This window comes from Bifidobacterium sp. LH_558 (assembly GCF_056356295.1).
Genome location: NZ_JBKETZ010000002.1, coordinates 303,658 through 324,951, shown reverse-complemented (window position 1 = coordinate 324,951; position 21,294 = coordinate 303,658). Strand labels below are relative to the sequence as shown.

The 21,294-nt window shown below is 63.5% G+C and carries 15 protein-coding genes; 14 read left to right on the top strand and 1 reads right to left on the bottom strand.

Features of this window, described 5'->3' with window-relative positions; translation table 11 throughout:
• Positions 1–96: 96 nt before the first annotated feature.
• From AC1AV0_RS04105 to AC1AV0_RS04075, 7 genes are all read left to right on the top strand, one after another.
• Positions 97–3,060: a glycoside hydrolase family 3 N-terminal domain-containing protein gene (locus AC1AV0_RS04105; protein ID WP_476571363.1), complete on the top strand. Its 2,964-nt coding sequence runs from the start codon at positions 97–99 to the stop codon at positions 3,058–3,060.
• Between the two features lie 354 nt (positions 3,061–3,414).
• Positions 3,415–4,503 carry a class II fructose-bisphosphate aldolase gene (gene fbaA, locus AC1AV0_RS04100; RefSeq protein WP_476571361.1) on the top strand — a complete coding sequence of 363 codons (1,089 nt, stop codon included), beginning with the start codon at positions 3,415–3,417 and terminating at the stop codon, positions 4,501–4,503.
• 95 nt (positions 4,504–4,598) lie between these two features.
• A complete protein-coding gene (locus AC1AV0_RS04095; RefSeq protein WP_476571359.1) occupies positions 4,599–5,885 on the top strand; it encodes an adenylosuccinate synthase in 1,287 nt (428 codons plus the stop codon).
• Between the two features lie 86 nt (positions 5,886–5,971).
• Positions 5,972–7,144, top strand: a complete 1,173-nt coding sequence (locus AC1AV0_RS04090) for a fluoride efflux transporter FluC (RefSeq protein WP_476571357.1) — start codon at positions 5,972–5,974, stop codon at positions 7,142–7,144.
• Entirely contained in the window at positions 7,141–7,515 is a 375-nt protein-coding gene (locus AC1AV0_RS04085; protein WP_476571355.1) for a fluoride efflux transporter FluC, read from the top strand. The genes AC1AV0_RS04090 and AC1AV0_RS04085 overlap by 4 nt, the downstream gene beginning before the upstream one ends.
• 95 nt (positions 7,516–7,610) lie before the next feature.
• Positions 7,611–9,125 carry a sucrose phosphorylase gene (gene gtfA / locus AC1AV0_RS04080; protein ID WP_476571353.1) on the top strand — a complete coding sequence of 505 codons (1,515 nt, stop codon included), beginning with the start codon at positions 7,611–7,613 and terminating at the stop codon, positions 9,123–9,125.
• A 223-nt stretch (positions 9,126–9,348) separates the two neighbouring features.
• Entirely contained in the window at positions 9,349–10,005 is a 657-nt protein-coding gene (locus AC1AV0_RS04075; RefSeq protein ID WP_476571351.1) for a YesL family protein, read from the top strand.
• A gap of 38 nt (positions 10,006–10,043) precedes the next feature.
• Here the strand turns inward: AC1AV0_RS04075 and AC1AV0_RS04070 are convergent, their stop codons facing one another.
• Positions 10,044–11,597 (bottom strand): alpha-amylase family glycosyl hydrolase, encoded by a 1,554-nt coding sequence (locus AC1AV0_RS04070; protein ID WP_476571349.1) that lies wholly within the window; start codon positions 11,595–11,597, stop codon positions 10,044–10,046.
• 290 nt (positions 11,598–11,887) lie between these two features.
• Here AC1AV0_RS04070 and AC1AV0_RS04065 point away from each other — a divergent pair, with 290 nt between their 5' ends.
• The 7 genes from AC1AV0_RS04065 (at position 11,888) to AC1AV0_RS04035 (ending at position 21,082) form a co-directional block, all read left to right on the top strand.
• Positions 11,888–13,168 (top strand): ABC transporter substrate-binding protein, encoded by a 1,281-nt coding sequence (locus AC1AV0_RS04065; RefSeq protein WP_476571347.1) that lies wholly within the window; start codon positions 11,888–11,890, stop codon positions 13,166–13,168.
• An 80-nt stretch (positions 13,169–13,248) separates the two neighbouring features.
• Positions 13,249–14,127, top strand: a complete 879-nt coding sequence (locus tag AC1AV0_RS04060) for a carbohydrate ABC transporter permease (protein WP_476571345.1) — start codon at positions 13,249–13,251, stop codon at positions 14,125–14,127.
• On the top strand, positions 14,127–14,990 hold the full coding sequence (locus AC1AV0_RS04055; protein WP_476571343.1) for a carbohydrate ABC transporter permease: 864 nt from the start codon (positions 14,127–14,129) through the stop codon (positions 14,988–14,990). Before AC1AV0_RS04060 ends, AC1AV0_RS04055 begins: the two co-directional genes overlap by 1 nt.
• A gap of 164 nt (positions 14,991–15,154) precedes the next feature.
• Positions 15,155–16,171, top strand: a complete 1,017-nt coding sequence (locus tag AC1AV0_RS04050; RefSeq protein ID WP_476571341.1) for a LacI family DNA-binding transcriptional regulator — start codon at positions 15,155–15,157, stop codon at positions 16,169–16,171.
• A 136-nt stretch (positions 16,172–16,307) separates the two neighbouring features.
• Complete coding sequence (locus AC1AV0_RS04045) at positions 16,308–17,933, top strand: MFS transporter (protein WP_476571339.1); 1,626 nt, start codon at positions 16,308–16,310, stop codon at positions 17,931–17,933.
• A 310-nt stretch (positions 17,934–18,243) separates the two neighbouring features.
• The gene (locus AC1AV0_RS04040; protein ID WP_476571640.1) at positions 18,244–19,281 is read left to right on the top strand and encodes a LacI family DNA-binding transcriptional regulator; all 1,038 of its coding nucleotides are present in this window, start codon (positions 18,244–18,246) and stop codon (positions 19,279–19,281) included.
• Between the two features lie 451 nt (positions 19,282–19,732).
• Complete coding sequence (locus AC1AV0_RS04035) at positions 19,733–21,082, top strand: MFS transporter (RefSeq protein WP_476571337.1); 1,350 nt, start codon at positions 19,733–19,735, stop codon at positions 21,080–21,082.
• Positions 21,083–21,294: the final 212 nt, after the last annotated feature.

The following is a 21,294-nucleotide window of genomic DNA, read 5'->3' as shown; positions in this document are numbered from 1 at the left end:
GCAGCCGGGGAATTCCAAGGATCTTCGCACCGCGCGTTCCTCAATGACGCGACCGCGGCGAAGGGAGATATGAAGACGACATGAAGGAGCATTCGCATGCTGGGAATTGAAATCTCGGATGTTTTAAGCACCCTCGCCTCCGTGCAGACGCAGCTGATTGTGATGGCTGTCGTGCTGGTGGTGGCGCTGGTGGCGACGTTCGCGTTGAACAAACGAACCGTTGCCAACACCGCGGCGCGCAAGATGGCGCACGCGCAGACGTGGATCGTGGCGGTAATCGCCATGGTCGCGGCTGTGAGCACCATGCTGTTCGGACCACTCAACACCATGCTGTCGCTGATGTCCGGCAGCGGCACGTTGACCGAGGAGACCATCGCGGCGACCGAGGAGTTGGCCGAGGATATTGAACGCGAAGGCATCGTGCTGCTGGAGAACGAAGACGGAAGTCTGCCGCTGACGACCAGTAAAGTCAACGTGTTTGGCTGGGCCTCCACCAATCCGATCTATGGTGGTACCGGATCCGGCTCCATGAACGACCAGTATCCGACCACCTCGATCCTGCAGGGAATCAACGATGCGGGCATCGAAACGAATACGGAACTGTCGGACTTCTACACCGAATACCGTGCGGACCGTCCGGTCAACGGCGCCGGAACCCAGGATTGGACGCTTCCCGAACCCACCGCGGAATCCTACGGTGAGGATCTGCTCGCCAACGCGCGTGAATTCTCCGACACCGCGGTTGTGGTGCTGGCGCGCACCGGCGGCGAATGCTTCGATCTGCCATCCGATATGACCAAGATGGGCACCTACCGCCAGTTCGGCCCCGCCGAAAGCGCCGTCACCGATCCCGGTGAGACAAGCGAAGCCGTGTCCGTCTACCAGAACAACTCGGCCGACTACAACGACTTCGAGGAAGGCGAAGGGTATCTCGACCTGTCCCAGACCGAAGAGAACATGCTCGATCTGGTCACCGAGAACTTCGACAATGTGGTGCTTGTCTACAACGGCGCCAACCCGCTGAACCTCAGCTTCGTCGACAGCTACGACGAGATCACCTCCGTGCTGTGGGCACCGCCCGCCGGGCAGACCGGTTTCACCGCGCTCGGCGAAGTGCTTGCCGGCACCGTGAATCCCTCCGGCCGTGCCACCGATACCTTCGTGCGCGACTTCACCCAAGCGCCGTGGTACAACAACTTTGGACAGTTCCAGTACGACAACATGGACGAGTTCGCCGTGGATACCGCCTTCGCGGGACAGGACCTGCACGTGCTGCCCAGCTTCGTGAACTACGTCGAAGGCATCTATACCGGCTACAAGTTCTACGAGACGGCCGCCGATGAAGGTGCGATCGATTACGATGCGGTGGTGCAGTATCCCTTCGGTTATGGTCTGTCCTACACCACCTTCTCTCAGGAGATGGGTGAGGTGACCTATGCCTCCGACGGCACGATCAGCTTCGATGTGACCGTGACGAACACGGGTGACGTGGCCGGTAAGGATGCGGTCGAGGTGTTCTACAATCCGCCGTACACCAACGGTGGTATCGAGAAGGCGTCTGCGAACCTCATCGAAATCGCCAAAACCGGCGAGCTGGAACCGGGCGAATCCGAAACCGTGACCATCGAATTCCAGGATGAGGATATGGCCTCGTACGACTATGAGGATGCTCGCGCCTATGTGCTTGAATCCGGCGACTACGAGATCTCGATTAACGCCGACTCGCACACCGTGCTCGACGAACAGACCGTGACCGTGCCGGAAACCATCGTCTACTCCGGCGAGAACCACCGCTCCAGCGACGCCACCGAAGTGACCAACCAGTTCGACGACATCGCCCCGACTTTTGAGACGCTGTCGCGCGCCGACCAGTTCGCGAACTTGGCGGAAACCACAGCCGCGCCGAGCACCTACTCCATGCCCGACGAATACAAGGCGACGTTCGTGAACGCCTCGAACTACGAGAACGAGAACGACGAGTCCGACGAAATGCCGACCACTGGTGCCAGCAACGGCGTGAGCCTGTACGAGCTGTACGGCAAGGACTACGACGATCCGCTGTGGGACGAGCTGCTCGACGAACTCACCTACGACGAGATGAACCAGCTCATCGCCTTCGCCGGCTATGGCAACGCCGAAGTGGCCTCCATCGACAAGCCCCGCCAGAGCGACGTCGACGGTCCGTCCACGCTGAACAACAACTTCACCGGCGTCGGCTCCATCGGCCTGCCCTCCGGCGTGAGCGTGGCGAACACCTTCAACAAGGAGCTGGCCCGTCAGTTCGGCGAAACCATCGGCGACATGGCCCGCGAGATGAATGTGACTGGCTGGTATGCGCCCGCCATGAACATCCACCGCACGCCGTACGCCGGCCGCAACTTCGAATACTTCTCCGAAGACGCGACCCTCTCCGGCATCATGGCCGCCCAGCAGGTCGCCGGCGCTCGCGCGAAGGGCGTCTACCCCTTCATCAAGCACTTCGCGCTTAACGACCAGGAAACCAACCGTGTGGCTATGCTGTGCACCTGGGCCGACGAACAGACCATGCGTGAGAACTATCTCAAGCCCTTCGAATTGGCGGTGAAGGACGGCGGCGCCACCGCGGTGATGGCCTCCTTCAACTACGTGGGCAACGGATACTCCTCCGCCAACTCGGCTCTGCTCAACGGTGTGCTGCGTGAAGAATGGGGCTTCCGTGGATTCGTGGAAACCGACTACTTCGGCGGCTTCGGCTACCAGATCGGCGACCAGGCCATCCGCAACGGCAACGACGCGATGCTCGCCACCATCGAAGGCGCGAACGTCATCACCGATGACTCCGCCACCTCGGTGATCGCCATGCGCAACGCCTCGCACAACATCCTCTACACGGCGGTGAACAGCTGGTTGTACGAGGATGGGCAACCCAAGGTGGAGACCCCGGCCTGGCAGTACGCCTACTACGGTGCCGTGGCGGTGATCGCGCTGGCCCTCATCGGCTGCGAAGTGCTCGCCATCAAGCGATTCCTCGCCCGTCGCAAGGAAGCCGCCGCGCAGCCCTCCGCCACCCCGGCCCTCTAATCCCTATCCCTACTATCCAATCTTTCCGCGGAAGCCCCTATTCTCTCCATTTCTCAGGGCTTCCGCGGATTCTCTATTGTCTGCGCATTTGAGATTCGTCGGCGGTGCCGTTCCAACTACGGCCGAGATTCCTCTCCAATACACGTCATATCGAGTTTGGTGTGTCGGATTCGGCAGAAGCGGCCGATTTCGCACACCAAACTCGAGAATTAAACGTTTTATCTGAGCAAGGCTTTCCGGCCCGACACACCAAACTCGAAAACCGCCTCAATATGAGTGTGAGTTCACGCACAAATGGGTGGATTGGCGAGCGGGTTATCGTGGTTGCCGCTGTGCGGGAGGATAATGGGAGGCATGACGATCGCAACTTCCGAACGCTATGCCGAAATGCTCGACGCCGCCAGCCGCGGCGGCTACGCGTATCCCGCCATCAATGTGACCAGCACGCAGACGCTGAACGCAGCGCTGCAGGGCTTCGCCGAAGCGGAATCCGACGGCATCATCCAGGTGTCGGTGGGTGGCTCCGCCTATCTTTCCGGCCAGTCGGTGAACGATCGTGTGGTCGGCTCGCTGGCGTTCGCGGCGTTCGCGCATGAGGTCGCGGCGCGTTATCCGCATATCACCATCGCCCTGCACACCGACCATTGCGCCAAGCAATACCTCGACGAGTGGGTGCGTCCGCTGCTTGCGCACGAGGCGGCCGAGGTCGCGCGCGGCAAGGAACCCACCTTCCAGTCGCATATGTGGGACGGTTCCACCGTGCCGCTGGAGGAGAATCTCAGCATCGCGGCCGAGCTGCTGGAAAAGTCGGTGAAGGCGCACACCGTGCTGGAGATCGAAATCGGCGCGGTCGGCGGCGAAGAGGACGGCCACACGGCCGAAATCAACGAAAAACTGTATTCCACTCCGGCGGACGGCCTGCGCGTGGCCGAGCGTTTGGGCGTGGGCGAGCACGGCCGATACATGGCGGCTTTCACCTTCGGCAACGTGCATGGCGCGTACAAGCCGGGCGTGGTGAAACTGCGTCCCGAACTGTTGGGCGAGATCCAGAGCGAGGTGTGGAACGCCATGCATGATGGGCGGTTGGGCAGTTTTGCCGCCTCCGCCGTTTCGTCGTGCGCGCTGCCGGATATGCCCGAAGGCAAGCCGTTCGCGTTGGTGTTCCACGGCGGCTCCGGCTCCTCTCCGGAAGAGATCGCCGAGGCGGTGGGGCACGGCGTGGTGAAGATGAACATCGACACCGACACCCAGTATGCGTTCTCACGCGCCGTCGCCGGGCATATGTTCGCCAATTACGATTCCGTGCTCAAAATCGATGGCGAAGTGGGCGATAAGAAGCTGTACGACCCGCGCTCGTGGGGGCGCGAGGCGGAGTCCGCGATGGCGGCTCGCGTGGTCGAGGCGTGCAAGCAACTCGGTTCCGCCGGCCGCGCCCTCAAGTAGTTCCGAGTGGCCTCGGTTTAGGGCTCGGGGTAGGGTATTGGCGGCGGGAGATGTGAGGTTTTCCGCCGTTCGACTGCACAAGGCGGAGGTGCGAGATGCCTGGAATCATCCTGATCGGTGCCCAGTGGGGCGACGAAGGCAAAGGCAAGGCGACTGATCTGATCGGCACGAAAGTCGATTACGTCGCCCGCTTCAACGGCGGCAACAACGCGGGTCATACCGTGGTGGTCGGCGACGAATCGTACGCGCTGCACCTGCTGCCCTCCGGCATCATCAACAGCAACGTGACCCCGGTGATCGGCAACGGCGTGGTCGTCGACATCGAAGTGCTCTTTGAAGAGATCGACGGACTCGAAGCCCGCGGCGTGGACTGCTCGCGCCTGCTGGTGAGCGAGGGCGCGCACATCATCGCGCCGTACCACCGCACTATCGACAAGGTGACCGAACGCTTCCTCGGCAAGCGCAAGATCGGCACCACCGGCCGCGGCATCGGCCCGGCCTACGCGGACAAGATCAACCGCGTGGGTATCCGCGTGCACGACCTGTTCAACGCCGAGCATCTGCGCGACAAGGTGGAGGCCAGCCTGCACCAGAAGAACCAGATGCTGCTCAAACTGTACAACCGCCGCGCCATCGACGTGGACGCCGTCACCGACGAGCTGCTCGCGCTCGGCGAACGCCTCAAGCCGTACGTCGCCAACACCTCGCTGGTGCTCAACAAGGCGCTCGACGAGGGCAAAACCGTGCTGTTCGAGGGCGGCCAGGCCACCATGCTCGACGTGGACCACGGCACCTACCCCTTCGTCACCTCGTCCAACCCGACCGCGGGCGGCGCCTGCACCGGCACGGGCGTGGGCCCCACCAAAATCAACCGTGTGATCGGCGTCTCCAAAGCGTATGTGACCCGCGTGGGCGAGGGCCCGTTCCCCACCGAGCTGTTCGACGAATCCGGCGAATGGCTGCGCGCGCAGGGGCACGAGTTCGGCGTGACCACCGGCCGCCCGCGCCGCTGCGGCTGGTTCGACGCGGTCGTGAACCGTTATGCCACCCAGGTCAACGGCCTGACCGACATCGTGCTCACCAAGCTCGACGTGCTCACCGGCCTGAAGGAGATCCCGATCTGCGTGGCCTACGATGTGGACGGCGAGCGTCACGACGATATGCCGACCGATCAGGCCGCCTTCGCCGCCGCCAAACCGATTTACGAGACGATGCCCGGCTGGAGCGAGGACATCTCCACCTGCCATGAATTCAGCGAGCTGCCCGCCACCTGCCAGGCGTATGTGAAGCGCTTGGAGGAGCTCAGCGGCTGCCGCATCTCCGCAATCGGCGTGGGACCGCAGCGCGACCATATCATCGCCGTGCATTCGCTGATTGACTAATGCGAAGCCCGTCGGCCCGCTTGTCACGATAGCTGTTCCATATGCGACACGGTGATTCCCCGCTTCAAGTCCCTGAACTGCCCCCTGTGGATCTTGTCAATCCGACGGTCGGGGCGGATTTCGCTGCCTCCGAGGCAGCCACCGGCGGTGCCGACGATGCGCAATCCGCCGAGCCGGCGACCAGCACGATGGAAATCTCCGCCGCGCAGGTGAATCCGCGCCCGACCGGTGCGGCCGCCGCGCCCACGCCGCCGCAGATTCCGCTGGCTCCGATCAAACGCGTGCAGGCGCGCTTCAATCCGCTTGCCGATGGCATGATTTATTTGGTGGTGTTCGTCGGCGGCTGCGTCGGCACGGGCATGCGCTATGGGCTGGGGCTCGCCATGCCGGGGGCGTTTGCCGAGAGCGGCTTCTGGAGCGCCTTCCATCCCGCCACTTTCACGGCCAACATGCTGGCCTGTTTCATCTTCGCGCTGCTGACCTCGTACGTCTCGCAGGCCACGTGGATCCGCAAACGCACGCGCCAGCTCACTTCGCGCGGTGTGGGTATGGGCATGTGCGGCGGATTCTCCACCCTCTCCGCGATGGCCGTCGAGGGGCTGCTCGCCTTGCAGGACGGCCACTACATGGGATTCGCGTTCTACTGGGCCGCCAGTTTCGTGGGCGGCTTGGTGGTGTCGTGGATCGGTGCCGTGCTGGGATTGCGGATGTCGTCGCGTCGCGCGGCGAGGGCCGTGGCCGAGACGCTGGCCAAGCATCAGAGCCAAAGCGCCCGTCATGCGGCCGTTTCGCCCGCTGGTGAGAACCAGCCCATCGACGTGTCCGCGGGCACGGTGATCATCCATTCGCATCGGGTCGAAATCGTCGAGCAGCTGCCGGTTTCCGGTCCGCCGACCGGCGACTACGGGCAGCCCCTGTCGCTGCAGGATGGTGCGGCCATCGGTGCCTCTGCTCTTTCCAACGTCGCCTTGGCCCCTTCCGTTGGCGATGTTGACGCCGTTGCCGCCTCATCCGCTACGGCTGGCGCGGTCGATATCGCCGGCGTCGAGCAGTTGGCTGGTGCGACCGGCATGGCTGGTATGACTGGTGTAGCCGGTGCAGCCGGTGCGGACGGTGCGGTCGCCTCCGCAGGTGTGGCTGATGCGAACGGCATGGCCAGCGAAGCGACGGGGTATTGGCCGCCCGCGTACGAGCCGGATCCCATCACCGCGGAGATTCCGTTGGCGGGCGATCCGACCACGGGGGAGGTGCGAGGATGACGACCTTCCTTCTGGTGTGCCTGTGCGGCGGCTTGGGCGCCGTGACGCGATTCGTGTTCAACACGTCGATCCAGCGGTGGTGGGAGCGCGCTTTCCCGTTGGCGACCTTCGTGATCAATGTGATCGCCACCTTCTGCGCGGGATTGGCCGCCGCGACCTGGGTGAGCCAGTCCGTGCCCGAATCGACCTACCTGCTGTTCGTGACCGGATTCCTGGGCGGGTTCTCCACATTCTCCACAGCCATCAATGAGATGGTGTCTTTGGCGCGCCGCGAACGTTTCGCGACCGCCGGCCTGTATCTGCTGGCCACCGTGGCCGTGCCGATCGTCTGCGTGATCTGCGGCTGGTGGGTCGGCCTGGCCTGCGCCTGATTCGATAACGCGTCGCAACCTATGACGAATTGGACGTTGGGGTCAAAAGGCGATAGTATCGAACCGGTTTGATACCGATATGAAGGAGGACCACGTTGAAGAACAAGGTGCAACTCATCACCTACGCCGACCGCCTCGGCGACGGCGATCTCAAGTCGATGACCGACATCCTGCGCACCCGCTTCGACGGCGTGTATGACGGCGTGCATATCCTGCCGTTCTTCACCCCGTTCGACGGCGCGGACGCCGGCTTCGACCCCATCGACCACACCAAGGTCGACCCGCGCCTCGGTGACTGGAGCGATGTTGCCGAACTCTCCACCACCCACGACATCATGGTCGACGCGATCGTCAACCACATGAGCTGGGAGTCCGAGCAGTTCCAAGACGTGCTCGCCAACGGCGAGGAGTCCGAGTACTACCCGATGTTCCTGACCATGAGCTCCGTCTTCCCGGACGGCGCCACCGAAGAGGACCTCGCCGGCATCTACCGCCCGCGCCCGGGCCTGCCGTTCACGCACTACAAGTTCGCCGGCAAAACCCGCCTCGTGTGGGTGAGCTTCACCCCGCAGCAGGTCGACATCGACACCGACTCCGATAAGGGTTGGGAATACCTCATGTCGATTTTCGACCAGATGGCCGCCAGCCACGTGAGCTACATCCGCCTCGACGCCGTCGGCTACGGCGCCAAGGAGGCCGGCACCAGCTGCTTCATGACCCCCAAGACCTTCCAGCTCATCTCCCGCCTGCGCGAAGAGGGCGTCAAGCGCGGACTTGAGATCCTCATCGAGGTGCACTCCTACTACAAGAAGCAGGTGGAGATCGCCTCCAAGGTGGACCGCGTCTACGACTTCGCCCTGCCTCCGCTGCTGCTGCACAGCCTGTTCACCGGCCATGTGGAGCCCGTCGCCCACTGGACCGAGATCCGCCCGAACAACGCCGTCACCGTGCTCGACACGCACGACGGCATCGGTGTGATCGACATCGGCTCCGACCAGCTCGACCGCTCCCTGAAGGGCCTCGTGCCCGACGAGGACGTCGACAACCTGGTCAACACCATCCACGCCAACACCCACGGCGAATCGCAGGCCGCCACCGGTGCGGCCGCCAGCAACCTCGACCTGTATCAGGTGAACTCCACCTACTACTCGGCCCTCGGCTGCAACGACCAGCACTATCTGGCCGCCCGTGCCGTGCAGTTCTTCCTGCCGGGCGTGCCGCAGGTCTACTATGTGGGCGCGCTTGCCGGCGTGAACGACATGGAGCTGCTGCGCCGCACCAACAACGGCCGCGACATCAACCGCCACTACTATTCGACCGCCGAAATCGACGAGCAGCTCGCCCTCCCGGTGGTCAAGGCCCTGAGCGCGCTGGCCAAGTTCCGCAACGAACTCGACGCTTTCGACGGCGAGTTCAGCTACGCGGCCGACGGCGACGAGTCGATCACCTTCACGTGGAAGGGTGCCGCCACCGCCGCTTCGCTCACCTTCGAGCCCAAGCGCGGTCTCGGTGTCGACAGCACCGCTCCGGTCGCCTCGCTGACCTGGACCGACGCCGCCGGCGAACACACCACCGACGACCTGCTGAACAACCCGCCGGTCGCGGCCTGACGCGGCGATGCCGATGGCGGGCGGGAACGGGCGATCAACCCGCCTCGCCCGCCCCGCCATCGGCATATCCATCACATCAGCGCGCCCCAAGCGGGACTTCGGGCGTGGGTGGTTCCGAAGCGTACAAACAGTCGCACGCACAGTCGCGTGCGTATGCGATCGAGTAAGTGCAATCGAGCAATTGCAATCACAAACACAGCCATAGGCATTAGGATGGTGGCGCATGGGCAAATTATTCGACCAGAACAACCCGTTCTTCAGAATCATGAGCGTCCTGTTCGATCTGATCGTGCTGAACGTGCTGACGCTGCTGTGCAGCATCCCCATCGTGACGGCCGGCGCCTCGTTCACGGCGATGCATTCGGTGCTGTGGCGCCTGGTGCGGCGTGAGGAGAACTACATCGCTCGGCAGTTCTTCGAATCGTTCAAGCGCAATTTCAAGCAGGCGACGGCGTTCTGGCTGGTCGTGCTGGTATTGGTCGCCATCGGCCTGGGGGATGTGTGGATTCTGATGGGCATGGAAGGCCCGGTGCGCATTCTGTTGGAGGGCGCGTTGGCCATCACCGGCTGCCTGGTGCTTGTGGTGAGCCAGTATTACTTCGTGATGCTGTCGCGCTATGAGAACAGCGTGAAGGGACATGTGGCGAACGCCGCGAAGCTCGCGTTCGGCTTCTTTCCGCGCACGTTGGGAATGCTGGTGGTTATGGTGGCGTTCGTGTTGGCGTACCTGCAGTATCTGGGCTATGCGATTCCGCTGATTCTGCTGCTGGGCGTCTCGTTGCCCCAGTACTGCTGCGCTTGGCTGTATGATCCGATTTTCCGCAGACTCGACAACGATGTGGACGCGAACGGCAAACTCGTCAAATCGACGTTCGTGTGACCGCTCGCGTCCCTGTCTGTCGGCTGTTGAGGCCCGCCTCAGCGGACGAATAGCGTGACGCTGCCCGCGGGCACGTCAAGCGTGCCGTCGTTCCAGTCGGCCGCCTCTCCAATCGCATGCAGCACGCCGCCGGGCTCGTCGGCCAGCGCGCAGGTCGCGCTGGTGTTCGACGGGTTGATCGCCACGGTGATCGTCTCGCCTTCGCCCGCGCGTCGGTAGACCAGCGGACAGGCGTGGTCGGGCACGTGGAGGAATTCGATCAGAGTACCGGCGTGCAGGCAGTCGTGGTCATGCCGCAGCGTGATCAGATCGCGCACCGTGGTCCACAGCGACTCCTCATCGCCTTGCTGCGCGCCCACCGTGGGGCGGTCGGGGCTTGCGTCGAGCGGAAGATACAGGTCTTCGGCGGGCGCCGCGGAGAATCCGGCGTTGGTGCCGTCGTTCCACTGCATGGGCGTGCGCGAGCCGGTGCGTTCGTAGCCGCCTTCCTTGGATTTGAGTCCATGCTCGTAGCGCATGCCGATTTCGTCGCCGTAGTAGACGAACGGACAGCCGGGCATGGTCATCAGGAACGCGAAGGCCAGCTTCATCTCATCTAGGGTGAGGGTGTCGCGCATGCGGATCATGTCGTGGTTGCCGGAGGGGATGCAGATCAGCCCTCGGCCCTGCGTGCCCTCGACCATGGCCTGATAGGCGTTGACGAAGGCGCTGACGTCGCCGCCGCCGGCCGCGGAGAACCAGGGGTTCTCGCGGAAGAGATCCAGATAGTGCGAGGGGCCGAAATGCAGCAGGAAGTCCATGTCGAAGCCGGCGTTAAGCGCTTCGGAGGGATTGCCCCATTCGGAGACGAGCACCGCGTCGGGGAAACGCTCGTCGAGGAAGGCGCGCACCTTGCGCCATAGCAGGGAGGTCCAACGGTGGTCGGGATCCTCCTTGACCAGGCTGGCCGCCATGTCGACGCGGAAGCCGTCGCATCCGAGTCCCAGCCAGAACGCCATGATGTCTTGGATGAGCAGGCGGCCCGCCTCGGCTTCGGGGGAGTCGGCGGCGAACTGCCAATCCTCGGTTACGGTGCCGAAGCCGTAGTTCAGGCAGACCTGCGTGGAGAAGCAGTTGACGGCGGCGCGGTCGGGGCGTTCGGAGATGCCGCCGAGGAAGCCCTTGATTGAGTCGTAGCGCGAGTTGAGGTCGGGCGCCTGGTTCATCGGCGCCCAGATGTAGCGGTCGGTCCATGCGTTGCGTTCGTCGCGGCATGATTCCTGGAACCAGGGGTTGTCGATGGCGGTGTGGCCGGGGACGAGGTCGAGCAGCACTTTGATGCCGCGACGGTGGGACTCGTCGAACAAGCGCTTGAGGTCCTCGTTGGTGCCGTAGCGTTCGGCGACCCGGTAGTAGTCGCGCACGTCGTAGCCGGCGTCGTAGAACGAGGAATCGAAGCAGGGGTTGATCCATATGGCGTTGCAGCCGAGCTCGCGGATGTAGTCGAGGCGGGAGACGATGCCGTTGAAGTCGCCGATGCCGTCGCCGTCGGAGTCTTGGAACGACTGCGGGTAGATCTCGTAGAACACCGCGTCGTCAAGCCAGTGGGCCATGGGAACCTCCTTGTTGGTATGCCCTGCGTGTGGGGTGTGCGGGCCGTGCGGAACCGGTGGCGGCGGGGCCTTCCAATGGCGGGAGACACGCCGGTGACGCACATCCGGTTGACGTCGAACCGGTTCGACTTTATCATCGAACATGTCAGCTATCAAACCGGTTCGACACAGGCGGGTCGGGATGTTGGCAAGAAGGAGCACGGCATACCGTACATGGCAGTCAGGGTGCCGGGCTTTGGACCAGAACGAGGCAGAGCTGCCTCGCGACACTGGAACAGAAAGGGATAAACATGAAGTCATGGAAGAAACTCGGCGCGGCCGCCGTTGCGGTGCTGATGTCCGTCGGTATGGTGAGCGCCTGCGGTTCGTCCAACGCGGACTCGGGTAAGACGACCATCACCATCTTCAACTCCAAGGTGGAGATCGAGGACCAGTTCGAGGAGATGGCCGAGAAGTACTCGGAAGAGAAGGGCGTCAACGTCGAGGTCTACTACTCGAACGACACCGTGGCCGCCCACCTCGCCACCAGGTACGCCTCCAACGACCCCTACACCATCTCGATGGTGGACGATAAGGACATCTACTCCCTCGCCGAGGAGCACGCCGTCGATCTGTCCGACGAGTCCTGGGTCTCCGACACGGATTACGCGCTGGGCGTCAACGGCAAGATCTACGGCATGCCGCTGACCGTCGAGGCCCGTGGTCTGATCTACAACGCCGACGCCATCGAGAACATCACCGGCGAGGAGTTCAACCCCGACGACATCAAGACCCTCTCGGACTTCGAGAACCTGATCGACGAGCTCAAGGCCGGCGGCATGGAATCCCCGGTCGGCATCATGAAGGAAGACTGGTCGCTGGCCGGACACTTCCTGCCGCAGGTGTACGAGGAGCAGGAAGACGTGGACGCCTTCGTCAGCTCCCTGCTCGACGGCACCGCCGATCTTGAGAACAACGCGAAGTGGAACTCCCTGATGGACTTCTTCGATGTGCTCAAGGACAACAACTACGCCAAGGGCAGCGCCATCTCCGCCGAGCGCGAGGTGACCGAGCAGAAGCTGGCCGAGGGTGAGATCGCCTTCATGTTCGGCGGCAACTGGGATTGGTCCGTGCTGAACCAGTACGACTACACCGAGAACATGGGCATCATGCCGGTCCCGAACGATCTGGACGACGGCTCCAACGAGAAGATCGTCGGCGGCGGTTCCAAGTTCATGTTCATCGACTCCTCCGAGAACACCACCGACGAGCAGCGCGAAGCCGCCAAGGACTTCCTCAACTGGCTCGCCGAGGATGAGGAAGGCCAGTCCTTCATCATGAACGACTGCTCGCTGATCTCCCCGTTCAAGTCCGCCACCGGTGAGGTCTCCGACCCGCTGTCCAAGTCCGTCAAGGAATTCGCGGACGCCGGCGCGATGTACCCGAACTACAGCCACCTGCCCGATGACCACTACTCCGTGCTCGGTGCCGAGTTCCAGAAGTACCTCGCGGACGAAACGGACCGCGACGGCCTCGCCTCCGCCATCCAGTCCTACTGGACGACCGCCACCCTCTCGGGCGTCGAGTCCTGAACTGGCCGATAATGTCAACACACGGAGTGCGGACGCCTCTGACCGGGCGTCCGCACTCCCGGACATGAATGGAATTTGCAATGAAGCAAAACAAGTTCACGTATAAACTTGGGCAGTTCCTGATGTTCGCCGGCCCCGCAGGCATCCTGTTCTGCGCCGTGGTGATCGTGCCCTTCTTCTACGGCCTGTATCTGACCCTCACGAGCTGGGATGGCGTCGCCACCTCCAAGCCCTTCGTCGGTCTGGCCAACTACGCCGAGGCATTCGCCGACACCGCCTACTGGTCCGCCTTGGGCCGCACGGTCGTCTACTCGGTGATCTCCGTCATCCTGGTGAATATCGTCGCCTTCTTCCTCGCGTTCCTGGTGACCAGCGGCATCAAGGGACAGAACTTCTTCCGCGCCGGCTTCTTCATCCCGAACCTCATCGGCGGCATCGTCTTGGGCTACGTGTGGAAGTTCGTCTTCAACCGCGCCTTCGTCGCCATCGGCGAGGCCATCACGCAAACCGACCACGCGTCGCTGCTTTCCACAACCAACGGCGCCATGTTCTGCCTGATACTCGTATCGGTCTGGCAGTACGCGGGCTACATGATGCTCATCTACGTGGCGGGCTTCATGAGCGTCGACAAAAGCCTTCAGGAAGCCTCGATGATCGACGGCTGCAACTCCGCGCAGGCGATGTGGCACGTGACCATCCCGCTGATGCGCGCCTCCTTCGTGCAGTGCATCTTCCTGAGCACCACGCGCTGCTTCATGGTCTACGACCTGAACCTCTCCTTGACCAAGGGCGAGCCGTTCAACTCGTCGGTGATGGCCGCGATGCACGTGTACAACCAGGCGTTCGTCTACAAGAACTACGGCGTCGGCCAGACCGAGGCGTTGATCCTGTTCGTGATCTGCGCGATCATCGGCGCGCTGCAGGTCTACTTCGGCAAGAAGGGTGAGGTGGCAGCATAATGAACATCAAAGGCCAACAAAGCACTCGAACCAAGGTTCTGCATGCCTTGACGATGGTCCTGCTGATCATCCTCTTCTTCCTGTTCATCGCTCCGTTCCTGTTGGTGCTCATCAACGTCTTCAAAGAGAAGGCGGACATCAACACCGAGCCTCTGGCATTGATCGGCGAACGCGGCTTCACGCTCGACAACTTCCCCGAAGCCATGGAGAAGATGAATTTCTGGACCGTGTTCGGAAATTCGCTGGTCGTGACCGTCTCTGCCACGGTGCTGACCGTGCTGTTCTCCGCGATGGCCGCGTATGTGATCGTGCGCAACCCGCGCTGGACGGCGAGCAGCCTGCTGTTCGCCGCGATGGTCGCCTCCATGGTCATCCCGTTCCAGGTGCTCATGGTGCCGCTGGTCTCCGTCTACGGCGGCCTGCTCAACGTGCTCAACAGCCGTATCACGCTGATTCTGATGCACACGGGCTTCGCGGCTTCGCTGACCACCTTCATGTACCACGGCGCGATCAAGACGAATGTTCCCGCCGAACTGGAGGAGGCCGCGTCCATCGACGGCTGCACCAAGTGGCGCACGTTCTGGCAGATCGTGTTCCCGCTGCTCAAGCCGACCACGGCCACCGTCGCCATCATCAACGCGATGGCCTTCTGGAACGACTACCTGCTCCCCTCGCTGGTGCTGGGCCGCAAGGAACTGTACACGATTCCGATCGCGACGCAGATCTTCTACGGCACCTACTCCAACGACATCGGCCTGATCATGGCGGCGCTGCTCCTGGCAATGCTGCCGATCCTGATCCTGTACCTGTTCCTGCAGCGTTACGTCGTCGCCGGCGTGACCTCGGGCGCGGTCAAGGGCTGATGGTTCACGGCACAATGTCTCTTGCATGAATAACCGCCCGGAACATGGGATGCCATGATGCCATGTTCCGGGCATTTCTATGTCGCCCCGCCAAACGGCCGGTCCATGAACGGGACCGGTGCGGCGAGGCCGGCGAAAATCCGAATCACACGGAGGTCAGACACATGGTCGGTATGCGCGATGTGGCGAAGAAGGCGGGTGTGTCCCTGAGCACGGTGTCGCTGGTGGTCAACGGCACGGGATATGTGTCCGAATCGATGCGCTCCCGCGTCACCGCGGCGATGAGGGCGTTGGACTACATCCCCAACGAGCTGGCCCGCAACCTATACCGCAACCGGACGAACATCATCGGCATCATCGTACCCACCGTCCGTCATCCGTTCTTCGCGTCCTTCGTCGCCGCGCTGCAACGGCTGTTCGCGGCCAAAGGCATGCACGCCATGCTGTGCTCGACCTCGGGATCGGAGAAAACCGAGAAGGAATACATCGACATGCTGCAGCGGCGCATGATGGACGGCATCGTCATGGCCGCGCACACGCAATGGCAGGAGGACTTCTGGGTGTCGATCGGACGCCCGGTGGTTTCGCTCGACCGCTACCTCGGCCTCGGCATCCCCTCGGTATGCTCGAACCATGAGCAGGGCGGTCGCTTGATCGCCGAGCATCTCATCGCCACCGGCGCGCGCCACGTGGTCAGCGTCGGCGGTCTGCGCTCGCAGTTCGAGGATCTGCCCGCCGGCATCGAGAACCGCACCACCTTCCCCTCGGTGCGCTACCACATGATGCTGGAGAGGATGATGGGCGAGCATGGCGTTCCCTGCGACTACGTGGAGGCCGGCGAAGTGTCGGCGCTCGGCGACCACGCGCGAGCCGCGCGCGAGGTCTTCGAGCGTTTCCCCGACGTGGACGCCGTGGTGGGGTCGGATCTGGTGGCTTCGTACTGCCTGCAGGAGGCCTACGGTCGAGGGATCCGCGTGCCCGAGGACCTGCAGGTCATCGCCTACGACGGCACCTTCGTGGCCGATGCCGCGGGGCTGCGGCTGACCTGCGTGCGGCAGGATATGGACGGTCTGGCAGAACGGGTCGTCACCCGAATGATGCAGATTATCGAGGAGACCCCGGTGGACGACGAGCTCGACGTGGTGCCGGTGAAGCTCGTTCTCGGAGAGACCACCCGGTGATTGTGCCGGGTTTGGCGTAGCCTAGAACACGGATGAGAGGCCGCCTGCGATGCGTGGATGCACGTGCGTCGCGGGAGGCCTTTTTCGCGTATAAGACCGTAGATGAACATGAACTTGCGATGCGTGAGGAGCCATCATGAGCGATGATCAGCAGAGCCAACCCACTCCGCCCCCTCTGCCCGGCGCGGTGTACGTCCGCCCCGGCATCGACGATAGGCCGGATTACGAGAAGGTGCTGACCCCGGAGGAGAAGGAGGCGTTGGCACGGCTGGCCATGCGCAGCAGCCGTCGCGCCCCCGAATCATCCACCGTGCAAGCCGAGGCGCAGGCCTCCCAGCTGGCCGCCGCGGGCTCGCCCGCGTCGGCCGCGGCCTCCGTCGACGCGGCCGTGCCCGACCTGACCTCGGCCTTCCTTGATATGCGCGACCCCATAGTGGCGGCGAACGGCGAAAAGCCCAGCGCTGTGCAGGTCGCGCGCCTGAAGTGGGGCTTTGCGCTGGCCGCCGTGCTGGTCACCATGCCTTGGGTGGCGCTGACGATGGTGGCGCTGCCCGCCGCGGTCGGCCGCGTGGTGGGGCTGAATCCCGCGCTCGCCGCCGATTCGGTGGCGGGCGACCCATCGGCCGCGGCTGCCGCCGTCGCCGTGCCGCTCGGCGTGATCGTCACGCTTGGCGCCGTCGTCTCGTTGGTCGCCTCCCCGCTGATCGCGGCCTTCTCCGACCGCACGCGTGTGGGTCTTGGCCGTCGCACCCCGTGGATGGTCGCCGGCGGTCTGCTCGCCGCGTTGACCACGCTGATTCTTGGCGCGGTCGAAGGGCCGATCTCGCTGGGCTTCTTCTGGATGGTGCTCAACATCGCGTACGCCATGCTCACCGTGCCGCTGGTCGCCGCGTTCAGCGAACGTGTGCCCGACAAATTCCGCGTCTCGCTGGTGCGTTGGCGTGGCATCGGCCAGCTGATCGGCCAGCTGTTGGGCGCGTGGCTGGGCGCTGCCGGCATCATCGTCGATGGCAACGGCGGGTATGCGCCCTTCGCCCTGGCCGCGCTGGTGCTCGCCTTGTCGGGCATCGCGGTGGCGCTGGTCTGGCCGCGCGAACCCTCCAGCGAATCCATTCCCCGCGAGCGTTTCCGCGGCGAGGATGTGTGGGGGCAGCTGCGTCCGCCGCGCAACGCCCCGCGTTTCGCCCGCATGTTCTGCGCGCGTCTGCTCATGATGGCGGGCATGGGATTGACCGGTGTGTTCCTGTGGTTGATCGTGCGTTACTACAACGAGGATGTGGCTGTGCAGCAGGCGGGCGACTCCGCGCCGCTGACCCTCGCGGCCGGCATGGGGATCGCCGCGCTTGGTCTGGCCACCGCTCTGGGTGCCGTCGTGGCCGCTCGCGTGGCCGGTCCGATCAACGAGCGCTACGACGACGTTCGTGGCCCGGTGGGCGTGGCATGCGTGCTTTATGTGGTGGCGCTCGCCCTGCCGCTGGTGCTGCCGAACCTCATCGGACTGTGTCTGTTCGCGTTGCTTGCCGGCTTCGCCCTTGGCTTGTATGACGCGCTCAGCCAGACGCTGGTGATGGAGTCTCTGCCTGATCCGCGCCGTTCCGGCCGAGACCTGGCCGCGTTCAATGTGGCCAACACCTTGGGCCTGATTGTTGCCGCCGTCGCGGGCGCTTGGCTGGTTTCGGCCTTCGGCCTGATCGCCCTGTTCCCCGCGGCGATGGTCTGCGTCGCCGTCGCGGCCGTCTTGGCGGTGGCCGTCAGCCGCTAATCAGCGCCGCCACCACAGCCGTCTGAGTCGTCAACATATATCGACAAAATCCGGGTCTTTCGACCCGGATTTTTAAGTTTGGTGTGCCGGGCCGTCGAGCCGGCTCCACATAAAACGATTGATTCTCGAGTTTGGTGTGGAAAATCGGCCGTTTCCGGCGAACCCGGCACACCAAACTCGTTGTCCCGCTTGGGATAGGGCTTTATGACGGCCGCTGTGAGTGGTGATGTGGCACCGCGCTTTTGGGCTACACTGGGAGAATAGTGTTCGATAACTGTTCGATACCGGAAACGCAGCGGAGGTGACGACTGTGGTAGGCATGCGCGATGTGGCGAAACGGGCCGGCGTTTCGTTGAGCACCGTCTCGTTGGTGGTGAATGACGCCGGCTATGTCTCCGACGATATGCGCGCCAAAGTCGAGGAGGCGATGCGTGCCCTCGACTACATTCCCAATGAGCTGGCGCGTAACCTCTACCATGACCGCACCAACACCATCGGCGTGATCGTGCCGACCATCAGCCATCCGTTCTTCGCCACGCTGACTGCCGCCCTGCAGCGCGAGTTCGCCGCGCGCGGCCTGCGTACGCTGCTGTGCTCCACCGCCGACGTATCCACCGGCGAGGCCGAATACGTTGATATGCTGCGCCGCCACATGATGGATGGCATCGTCATGGCCGCGCACACCGAACACACGGCGGACTACTGGACCTCGATCGGCCGACCCGTGGTCGCCTTCGACCGGCGGCTGGGCGCCGGCATCCCCTCCGTCAGCTCGGACCACGAGCAGGGTGGCCGTCTGATCGCCGAGCATCTCATCGCCACCGGCGCTCGCCATGTGGTGACGGTCGGCGGTCCTCGCGAACAGTTCGCAGGGGCAAGCGACGGCACCACATTCCCCACGGTCCGCTACCATCTCACGCTTGAACGGCTGGTGGAGCAGGTTGGTATCCGCTGGGATTACGTGGACGCCGGCGTGGTCGCCGATTTGAAATCCCACGCGCGCACCGCCCGCACGGTCCTCGACCGTTTCCCCGATGCGGACGCCGTGGTGGGATCGGATCTTGTGGCCTCCTACGTGGTGCAGGAGGCGTTCCGCCGGGGTATCCGCGTGCCCGAGGAACTGCAGGTCATCGCCTATGACGGCACGTATATGGCCGATGCCGCGGGATTACGCCTTTCGTCCGTCCGGCAGGACTCCGCCGCTCTTGCATGTCGGATCGCCGACCGTGTGGAGCAGGCCATCGCGGGCGGCGGCGCGCGTGGAGAGGCCGATGACACCGAACCGCTCGCCCCCGCCGGCGAAGACGTTATCCCCGTAGCCTTCGTCCCCTGCGCCACCACCCGGTAACGCCATCCTGGGCGGATTGTCGGCCTTTTCTTCCGTCATCCTGAGCGGAGCACGAAGTGCGGAGTCGAAGGATCTCCAATGCGTGAGGTCGCTCGTCTGTATGCGGCCGACGTGACCACATAGTGAACCTCTGCTGGAGATGGAGCGGCCGCGCGCTTAAGTTCATTGCCTAGTTCGGGCAGCCGCCCGAAGCGACAACGTTAACGAAAGGAGGTTCGCCGTGATGATGGAACGTTTTGTGTCCGCACGAATTATTATTCCGTCTTCGCTGGCGGACTGATTTCGAGCATCCAATCACGCCCCGCCAACGAAGGCAGGGTGGTGGTCGACACAATCGGCAAAGCCCTGCACGCGGTGTGGGGCTTTTTCGTGCCTCCCACAAGGAGTAAGGCGAAAACGAAATCCCAGATCGGATGCAAAACACCACATACAGACGTTTCAGGAGCATCTCATGACCTCAGTCGAACCCACGACTGGAACTGCGGCCGGCAAAGTCCAAGCCATGGCCCGCGACTCGGTGAAAACCGTCATCGCCGCCTCCATGGTCGGCACCGCCATCGAATTCTACGACTTCTACGCCTACGGCACCGCCGCGGCCAGCTACTTCCCGACCGTGTTCTTCGGCGGCACCGGCCTGGCCGCCTCGATCGGCGCGCTGCTGACCTTCGCGGTCGCGTTCATTGCCCGCCCCGTCGGCTCGCTTATCTTCGGCCACTTCGGCGACCGCATGGGCCGCAAGACCACGCTGGTCGTCTCCCTGCTCACCATGGGCATCTCGACCTTCCTGATTGGCTGCCTGCCCTCCTACGAGACGATCGGCATCTGGGCTGTTATCATCCTGTGCCTGTGCCGCTTCGCGCAGGGCATCGGCCTGGGCGGCGAATGGTCCGGAGCGGCGCTGGTCGCCACCGAGAACGCGCCCGAAAACAAGCGCGCGCTGTACGGCTCCTTCCCCGAGTTGGGCGCTCCGATCGGCTTCTTCCTCTCGAACGGCACCTACTTCCTGCTCGAAACCTTCAACGACGACGCCGCGATGCTCTCGTGGGGATGGCGCGTGCCGTTCCTGCTGAGCGCCCTGCTGGTGGTCGTCGGCCTGGTGGTGCGCGTGCATATGGAGGAGACGCCGATCTTCCGCATGGCGCAGGAGCGTCAGGAGGTCGTCAAGGCGCCGCTGGTCGAGGTGTTCCGCAAGAGCTGGAAGCAGGTGCTGCAGGGCACGTTCCTCGTGGCCGTCACCTACACGCTGTTCTACACGCTGGCCACCTGGTCGCTCGCCTGGGGCACCAAGGATGCTGAGAACGGCGGCGGCGGACTCGGCTTCGCCAACCGCGAGTATCTGCTGATGCTGATGGCCGCGGTGTGCGTGTTCGCGCTGTTCATCGTGCTTTCCTGCGTGTACGCCGACAAGATCGGCCGCCGCCGCGTGCTGATGTTCTCGTCCGTGGCGCTGGTGGTGTTCGCCTTCGCGTTCCCCTATCTGCTGATGGGCGAGGGCAAGCGCGACTTCGTGGCCGTGATGGTGTTCCTGTGCGTCGGTTTCGCGCTGATGGGCATCGCCTTCGGTCCGATCGGCGCGACCCTGCCCGAGCTGTTCGAGGCGAATGTGCGCTACTCCGGTTCCGGCATCAGCTACAACCTCGCCGCCATCGTGGGCGCGGCTTTCGTGCCGACCATCGCCACGTGGCTGTCCGCCAACTGGGGCGTGCGTTCCGTGGGCCTGTATCTCGGAGTGATGGCGGTGTGCTGCCTGATCGCCGTGATCACCTGCCATGAGACGAAGGATGTGGATTTCACCAAGTGAGGCCCACGCGGACATTGACTAACGTCAATGACTGACTTATTTCCCTCGCTCGGCTGTCGCCTCTCTCGGGCGTCGGCTACGGGCAGTCCACTGGACTGCCCGCTTCACGCCGCCGCAGCCCAGTAACGCGGTTCACGTTTTGGACGGGATTCGCGTCGGTGCGGGGCTAAAGGTAGGATAGGCATCGGTTTGAGGGACAAAATCCCTCTATG

Coding starts and splice junctions, on each gene's coding strand:
- AC1AV0_RS04105 (WP_476571363.1), top strand. CDS start 97: ATGCTGGGAATTGAAATCTCGGATGTTTTAAGCACCCTCGCCTCCGTG.
- fbaA (WP_476571361.1), top strand. CDS start 3,415: ATGACGATCGCAACTTCCGAACGCTATGCCGAAATGCTCGACGCCGCC.
- AC1AV0_RS04095 (WP_476571359.1), top strand. CDS start 4,599: ATGCCTGGAATCATCCTGATCGGTGCCCAGTGGGGCGACGAAGGCAAA.
- AC1AV0_RS04085 (WP_476571355.1), top strand. CDS start 7,141: ATGACGACCTTCCTTCTGGTGTGCCTGTGCGGCGGCTTGGGCGCCGTG.
- AC1AV0_RS04075 (WP_476571351.1), top strand. CDS start 9,349: ATGGGCAAATTATTCGACCAGAACAACCCGTTCTTCAGAATCATGAGC.
- AC1AV0_RS04070 (WP_476571349.1), bottom strand. CDS start 11,597: ATGGCCCACTGGCTTGACGACGCGGTGTTCTACGAGATCTACCCGCAG.
- AC1AV0_RS04065 (WP_476571347.1), top strand. CDS start 11,888: ATGAAGTCATGGAAGAAACTCGGCGCGGCCGCCGTTGCGGTGCTGATG.
- AC1AV0_RS04060 (WP_476571345.1), top strand. CDS start 13,249: ATGAAGCAAAACAAGTTCACGTATAAACTTGGGCAGTTCCTGATGTTC.
- AC1AV0_RS04055 (WP_476571343.1), top strand. CDS start 14,127: ATGAACATCAAAGGCCAACAAAGCACTCGAACCAAGGTTCTGCATGCC.
- AC1AV0_RS04050 (WP_476571341.1), top strand. CDS start 15,155: ATGGTCGGTATGCGCGATGTGGCGAAGAAGGCGGGTGTGTCCCTGAGC.
- AC1AV0_RS04045 (WP_476571339.1), top strand. CDS start 16,308: ATGAGCGATGATCAGCAGAGCCAACCCACTCCGCCCCCTCTGCCCGGC.
- AC1AV0_RS04035 (WP_476571337.1), top strand. CDS start 19,733: ATGACCTCAGTCGAACCCACGACTGGAACTGCGGCCGGCAAAGTCCAA.